Here is a 6,457-nt window from a genome sequence, read left to right on the forward strand (position 1 = left end):
CCTCGGAGGTATTGATGTTACAACTTGCTGATATGCAGTTATGGAGTGGTCGCACCGACTCTGAGGATGGACGTGCAGGTGAGCGCTGGCACCAGCGGATTTCTCCTTTGCAATTGGATGACCCTCCCGGCCTGACTGTTCTCGGCTTCGCTTCTGATGAGGGTGTGCGTCGAAATAAAGGGCGAATTGGCGCGGCCAAAGGACCGAGAATATTGCGTTTGGCCATGGCGAATTTGCCGGCAACTTTTGATGCGCCCTTATACGATGCGGGTAACGTCAGGGTCGAACGGGAAGACTTGGAGTCTGCCCAATCGCTATTGGGTGCCCGTATCAATGAGTTGCTCGGTGCCGGTCACTTTCCACTGGTATTGGGAGGCGGCCATGAAATTGCTTTTGGCAGTTATCAGGGGATTGCCCGCTGGATGCGCGAGCATCACCGCGAGAGCAGCCTGGGTATTATCAATTTTGATGCGCATTTGGATTTACGCACTCCTGCGCCAAAGGGGTCATCGGGCACGCCATTTTTCCAGATTGCGGAGCAGTGCAGGATAAATGGTCGCGAATTTAATTATCTCTGTGTAGGTGCGGCGGATAACGCCAACACACCTGCTCTCTACCAGAGAGCTGATGAGCTGGGTGCCCAGGTTATTCGGGACCGTGAAATCAGTAGCTGGAATCTGAATACAGTTCAGGCGCGAATCCGCGACTTTATCGAAAAGGTGGATTTTGTCTATTTAACGGTATGTCTGGATGTATTGCCGGCGGCAGTAATGCCTGCAGTAAGTGCCCCCTCTGGCAGGGGGGTTTCCATGGAGTTTCTGGAAGTCTTGCTGGATACCGTTTTGGAATCCAATAAAGTTTGTTTGGCGGATATCGCTGAATTTAATCCTTATTTCGATATTGAGGATCATGGTGCGCGTACCGCGGCCCGCCTGGGATTTCAAATTGCAAATCGTGCGGCCAGAAAAATTCCCTGAGTATTTTTAATAATACAGCGCGGCCACTATGGCTTTGGAGGTCGCGTTAACTTCAGTATTAGAAACCACTATTTTAAGCTTTATCCACAGCCGTAAGTGACTGGCAGAAAGCTCCGCTTTTGCAGTTGATATAATCAAAGATCTTGAAATCAATCAGTTAAAAACCCTGGAAATACTATTCAGGGTTGAAAGTATCTCCCTTGCCGCAGAGCATCTGCAGGTTTCGCAGCAAGCTGTCAGTTTGCAGCTGAAAAAGATTAGAAAAATAGTTGGGGATGATCTATTTGTGCGTACAGGGCATGGGATGGCTCCCACCAGTTATGCAAAATTTATAGAGCCACAGATTCGACAGGTGCTGACGTTACTCAGTGAGATTCCTGTCCCGGGCTCACTTGACTCAAGCCAGACTTCCCGAACTCTGGTGATTTCTGCAACAGATTACGCGCAAAAAGTGGTTGTTGCCGAGTTGATCCAAAGGGTCAGGCAATATGCGCCGAAAGTGAAATTTATTGTCACTAATATTGAAAGCGTCTCGCTCACCCAGAAAATGCATCAGGGAGAAATTGACTTAGCTTTCACATCAACGGGGTATGTGCCTGATGGAATTAATACACAGGTGCTCTTTAATGAGCGTTATGTCTGTGTATCGGCTAATCCTATGTATAGTTTAGATGAGTTGGTCCCTATTGGTCAGTTGATGCAATCTGATTTTGTGATTACATCGCCAGGGGTTGGAGGCTTGCGCGGTTCAGCCGATCGTTGGCTAGAGGGGCAAGGTCTAAAAAGAGAGATTGTTGTTTCGGCGCCCTCTTTTTATATAGCCCAGGAGTTTTTGAAAAGGACAGATACCCTGGCCTTTATTACCTCTAGATTGATGCCTTGTGAGGGCTTGGTGGAAATTACCTTGGACAAGTACCCACCTGGCTACGAAGTTGTAGCCGCCTTTCATCCCCGAGTGGAAAATGATCCATAGCTTTGGCAAAGCTGCCTTTCTACTATGATTTTTTCAAAAGCTAGAAAGCGTACAGGCCTGTTATGAGTATTCTGAATATTAATCCTTCTTCACTTTATGATGGCAGTTCTTCCTGCCTATCCCACGCCCGAGTCGATACCAAAACAGGCTTGGTATTTGTATCGGGTCAGGTGGATTGGGATAGTAATTGTGAAGTTAAAAACAAAGGGGTTGGTGCTCAGGTGGAAAGCGCCATGCAAAACTTATTGACAGTACTGGATGAGGCCGGATCGTCGGTAGAGAACCTTTTGCAGTTACGTATCTATGTGCGTGGAGAAGTTAGTGAGCATCTGGGGGAAATAGTCCCTGTGCTATCTAAATATTTGGGTACTACTCGCCCGGCAATCACGGGAGTGGGAGTCACATCCCTGGCGTCGCCAGAGACATTGATAGAAATTGAGGCAGTGGCTAAAACGCTGCTTTAAGTACCTGAATAAAAAAGCCCCGCATTGCAGGGCTTTTAAGTTTTACTTGAGGTGTTCCCTAAGCTCGGAGCCTGCTTGATCAAGAGCATCCTGCACTGCGGGCACGTCACTCAGGGCATTTAGTAGGCCGTAGTCGTGAATCATGCCGTTATAGCGAACAGCGGTTACGGTCACACCAGCTTCGTTAAGTTTGCGGGCGTAAGCTTCCCCTTCATCTCTCAGCACATCCATCTCAGCAGTCTGCACCAGAGCGGGAGGCAAGCCGACCAACTGGGATTTGCTTGCGCGCAGAGGTGAAGCATAGATCTCGTTGCGCTGTTTGGGGTCGGTAGTGTAGTTATCCCAGAACCACTTCATCATATCCCGTGTCAGGAAGTGATCCTGGGCGAACTGCTTGTAAGAAGCGTTGTTGAAGTTGGCATCGGTAACCGGCCAGAGCAGCAGTTGGAATTGCAGATCCGGTGTTCCTTTCTCTTTCGCCATCAAGGCAACCACGGCTGCCATATTGCCACCGACACTGTTACCGGCCACGGCAAGACGGGACCCGTCGACACCGATCTTTTCGCCATTCTCCGCGACCCACTGGGTAGCCGCATAAGCCTGGTTAATTGCAGTCGGGTACTTGGCCTCTGGAGATGGGGTGTAATCCACATATACCGCAGCGGCGCCGGAGCGTTGAACCAGATCGCGGATCAAGCGTTCGTGAGTTGGGTAGTCACCCAAGACCCAGCCTCCGCCGTGGAAATACATAAAGGCGGGAATCTGGCCCCGGGTGTTTTTCGGTTTAACGATAGTCAGTTCCAGCTTTTCGCCATTAACCCTAATGGTTTTCTTGCTGACTTCAGCGGGCGGCAGTTGCGCACCCTCTTGGGCTCCGACCAGGACGGCGCGGGCATCTTTTGGTGATAGTTGCTCAATGGGTTTGCCGCCACCTTGCGCCAGTGCTTGAAGGAATCCCTGGGTATTTTTCTCCACACCAGGGGAAATAGAAGCAGACGCAGAAGCCATGCCAAGAGCAAAGAAAAGGGGTAGTGCCAGCTTGGAAATTTTTAAGCCATTCATAACGGATACCTTCAATTCTCTACCGGTTGCTTAAGCGGATATGTGCAGGCGCACATCAACATTGCCTCGGGTTGCATTAGAATAAGGGCAAACCTCATCGTGAGCGGTGTTGGCAATTTTTTCTGCCGTCGCCTGATCCAGGCCAGGAAGATCGATGTAGAGGTCAATATCCAGACCGAACCCCTTACCCTGGGGACCGATTCCAACTTCAGCGCGCACAGTGGTTTCTTCCGGGACTTTTACTTTCTCTTTACCGGCGACAAACTTAAGAGCGCCAATAAAGCAGGCAGAGTAACCCGCAGCAAACAGTTGCTCTGGGTTGGTGCCATCGCCACCGGGGCCGCCAAGCTCTTTGGGAATACTGAGCTTGACGCTTAACTTTCCATCTGATGATTGAGCTTCGCCATCACGGCCGCCATTTGCGGTTGCTACTGCGGTGTAAACTGTTTGCATTAACCTGTCCTCATTGATGTGTGTTTGTCTGTCAGAAGCCGCCTGGAATGGAGTCCAGTCCTTTTCCCGCTGGATTTATTGAGCTGGGGGTAGTAGTCCGGATTTCTAAGTCAGCTTCTAAACAGCGCGTCAGCTTGGGCGCCATATAAAGTTATTGCGATAACTGTTATTGCGATAATTAAATATCTCTATAAGGGTGATAGCTATAACAAATGGAGTCAAAGCGGGGCCCCGCTAATGGCGGGGCGATAAAAGAGGGAAAGATTAGGGGTTCGCTAAATATTGGCGAAGCGCCTCTATTTGCGTCTTTAGCGCCCGTGCAGACTGAGGATTCAAGCCACAGGCATTCAGCACCTGAGTGGGAATTGAAGAAGCCTCTTTTTGCATCGACCTACCGGCATCAGTCAGCTCGATAATGACTCGACGCTCGTCCTCCGGATCTCGGTGGCGGTTAATCAGCTTTTGATTCTCCAGTCGTTTGATAACTGGCGTTAGGGCACCCTTATCCTGGCCGAGCCGCAGACTCAGCTCCGTAGCGGTGATTCCGTCGTCTTCCCAGAGTACCAGCATCATCAAGTATTGGGGATAGGTTATTCCCAGTGTCTCCAATAGAGGCTTGTACATTTTGCTCATTGCCAGGGAGGCAGAATACAGGCTAAAGCAAAGTTGGTTATCGAGTTTTTGGTCTTCGTTTATGGACTTGGCCATAGGCACACCCTACTTACCGGTGGCAGTTTTGCGCCAGTGTAGCGCAAGTATGGACTTACCACGCTCCTTCATTGTTCCAGAACCGACACATACTGCCAATCGAGAGCAGCGAAACTTTTTGTAAGGTTTTATTTGAAGCCGGTACAGTAATTTGCATAGACGATGGAGTGGCCGGTGGAATTACGGGATCAATTATTTCAACAAGCGACTACGGAATATACCGAAGGGGTTTCCCGGCTGGTACATAGCTATGTGCGATCAAAAGCCGAGCATGATGATCTGTTACAGGAAATCTGGCTGGGACTCTGGCGGGCCCTGCCGACATTTCGCGGTGATGCCAGCTTAAAAACCTTTGTATATCGTATCGCACATAACCGCTGTGTGACCGAGCTGACCCGTAGAAAACCTTATCATGGGAGTGATGATGAATTACTGGAGCTTGAGGACCACCAGCCGGGCCCCGTAGAGCGATTGGTAGCCGAACGCAAGTCTGAACAGCTGGTTCGTGCAGTGCAGAAATTACCCTTAGGACTCCGGCAGACATTGACTCTTCGCCTGGAAGGCCTGAGCTATGCGGAAATCTCTGAAGTTCTGGGTATTACCGAGTCCAATATTGCAGTGCGGCTCAACCGGGCAAAAGAGTGTCTCAATATCTGCCTTTTGGGAAGTGAAAAATGAATGAATCAGACACAGAAAAACAGTGGCTAGAGCTGGAAAGTATCTGGAAGGGGCAACAGACCAGCGCAGAAATCCCAATTACAGCGCTGAATTGGGTGCGTCGCCAGGAGCGACGAATGCGATTGGTGGTCGCTTTTGAATATCTTTTTGCAATAGCTGGGATTATCTATTTGCTAGGAGTAATTCTTGCGAAGAACTACCCAGATACCATGTACCGAGTAGCTTTTGTTATTGCGACGCTCGTTTCGGCAATAGTATTTTCGACAGTTAATCGGCGAGGTCTATGGGCCCCACTAGAAGAATCGGCAAAAGCTTATGTTGAATTAGGTCTGCTGAGGCTTAGGCGAAAACGTCGAGAAGTTTATTTCAGCTGGTTATTCCTGGTCCTGCAAATATTTATTATCAGTTTGTGGGAACTTAGCAGGTTTCTTCGTGGAGCGACGGAACCTTTGGTCCGTAATCCTCAAGAAGCACTCATAGTATTGTCTGGGTTGGTTGTAGCTCTCGCTTTATATAGTTTTTATATTTATCGGCGTACAGAAAAAGAAGAGAGAGTATTAACTAGCTTCCAGGAAAATTTATAAATTAACTGTAAAGAAAAAAATCCTGACGGGACTACAAAGGGGAATACATATAAAACGAAGGATTGAATAATGTTTACAGATATGGAGCAATTGCTAAGTGGTTTTTCAGCGTTTCTAAGCGAGTTAAATCTACTCAAAGCTTTCCTGTTTCTTGTTTTCTTCTTGTTTTCTGGTTTCTTCCTGCATTGATTGCCTTTTTCCTCAATCGGAAGCACTTCGGAAAGATCTTAGTAGCTAATGTTCCCGCCGGTCTTTCCTGGTTGGCATGGTTTGCGTTACTGGCTTGGGCTGTTACCGGAAAAATACGTAGCAAGAAAGGAGAAGTAAGTGAGTGCGCAGGTGTGCAGGGAGAACGCCCTGCCGCTGGTAAGCCTATAAGTAAATGAGTGGATGTTTGAAATAGGGGTTACTTCTTTAAGTAGCTGAATAACCTCTGATGATTACCTACACCCAAGTGCTGATTATCTTTAGTGCGATTTTTAACCAAAAGCCGTTTTGAAAATTTCCTACAAGAAGTGCTTGCGGAGCCCATCCGAAGTCCGTATAGTTCGCCTCCTC

Annotated in this window: 9 protein-coding genes; 6 read left to right on the forward strand and 3 right to left on the reverse strand. The window is 48.5% G+C overall.

Translation table 11 applies throughout. From position 1 onward, the window contains the following. Nucleotides 1-14 precede the first annotated feature (14 nt). The 3 genes from hutG to ACJJIR_RS00365 all read left to right on the forward strand — a co-directional run bounded on the left by hutG (nucleotide 15) and on the right by ACJJIR_RS00365 (nucleotide 2,414). Nucleotides 15-977, forward strand: coding sequence for a formimidoylglutamase (hutG, locus tag ACJJIR_RS00355; protein WP_444906918.1), 963 nt, complete (start codon nucleotides 15-17; stop codon nucleotides 975-977). A 172-nt stretch (nucleotides 978-1,149) separates the two neighbouring features. Further along, entirely contained in the window at nucleotides 1,150-1,950 is an 801-nt protein-coding gene (locus ACJJIR_RS00360) for a LysR family transcriptional regulator (RefSeq protein WP_444908450.1), read from the forward strand. Between the two features lie 62 nt (nucleotides 1,951-2,012). Next, nucleotides 2,013-2,414, forward strand: a complete 402-nt coding sequence (locus ACJJIR_RS00365; protein WP_444906919.1) for a RidA family protein — start codon at nucleotides 2,013-2,015, stop codon at nucleotides 2,412-2,414. Between the two features lie 42 nt (nucleotides 2,415-2,456). Here the strand turns inward: ACJJIR_RS00365 and ACJJIR_RS00370 are convergent, their stop codons facing one another. From ACJJIR_RS00370 to ACJJIR_RS00380, 3 genes are all read right to left on the reverse strand, one after another. Further along, nucleotides 2,457-3,476: an alpha/beta hydrolase gene (locus tag ACJJIR_RS00370; RefSeq protein WP_444906920.1), complete on the reverse strand. Its 1,020-nt coding sequence runs from the start codon at nucleotides 3,474-3,476 to the stop codon at nucleotides 2,457-2,459. 30 nt (nucleotides 3,477-3,506) lie between these two features. After that, a complete protein-coding gene (locus tag ACJJIR_RS00375; protein ID WP_444906921.1) occupies nucleotides 3,507-3,929 on the reverse strand; it encodes an organic hydroperoxide resistance protein in 423 nt (140 codons plus the stop codon). A gap of 264 nt (nucleotides 3,930-4,193) precedes the next feature. Next, nucleotides 4,194-4,637 (reverse strand): MarR family winged helix-turn-helix transcriptional regulator, encoded by a 444-nt coding sequence (locus ACJJIR_RS00380; protein WP_444906922.1) that lies wholly within the window; start codon nucleotides 4,635-4,637, stop codon nucleotides 4,194-4,196. Nucleotides 4,638-4,811: 174 nt separating this feature from the next. On the opposite strand from ACJJIR_RS00380, the gene ACJJIR_RS00385 reads away from it, so the two are divergent. The 3 genes from ACJJIR_RS00385 (at nucleotide 4,812) to ACJJIR_RS00395 (ending at nucleotide 6,285) form a co-directional block, all read left to right on the forward strand. Next, a complete protein-coding gene (locus ACJJIR_RS00385) occupies nucleotides 4,812-5,315 on the forward strand; it encodes an RNA polymerase sigma factor (RefSeq protein ID WP_444906923.1) in 504 nt (167 codons plus the stop codon). Next, nucleotides 5,312-5,899, forward strand: a complete 588-nt coding sequence (locus ACJJIR_RS00390) for a hypothetical protein (protein ID WP_444906924.1) — start codon at nucleotides 5,312-5,314, stop codon at nucleotides 5,897-5,899. Before ACJJIR_RS00385 ends, ACJJIR_RS00390 begins: the two co-directional genes overlap by 4 nt. Nucleotides 5,900-5,961: 62 nt before the next feature. After that, the gene (locus tag ACJJIR_RS00395) at nucleotides 5,962-6,285 is read left to right on the forward strand and encodes a superinfection immunity protein (protein WP_444906925.1); all 324 of its coding nucleotides are present in this window, start codon (nucleotides 5,962-5,964) and stop codon (nucleotides 6,283-6,285) included. Nucleotides 6,286-6,457 lie beyond the last annotated feature (172 nt).

It is taken from the genome of Microbulbifer maximicatervae (SeqCode), from assembly GCF_052467385.1.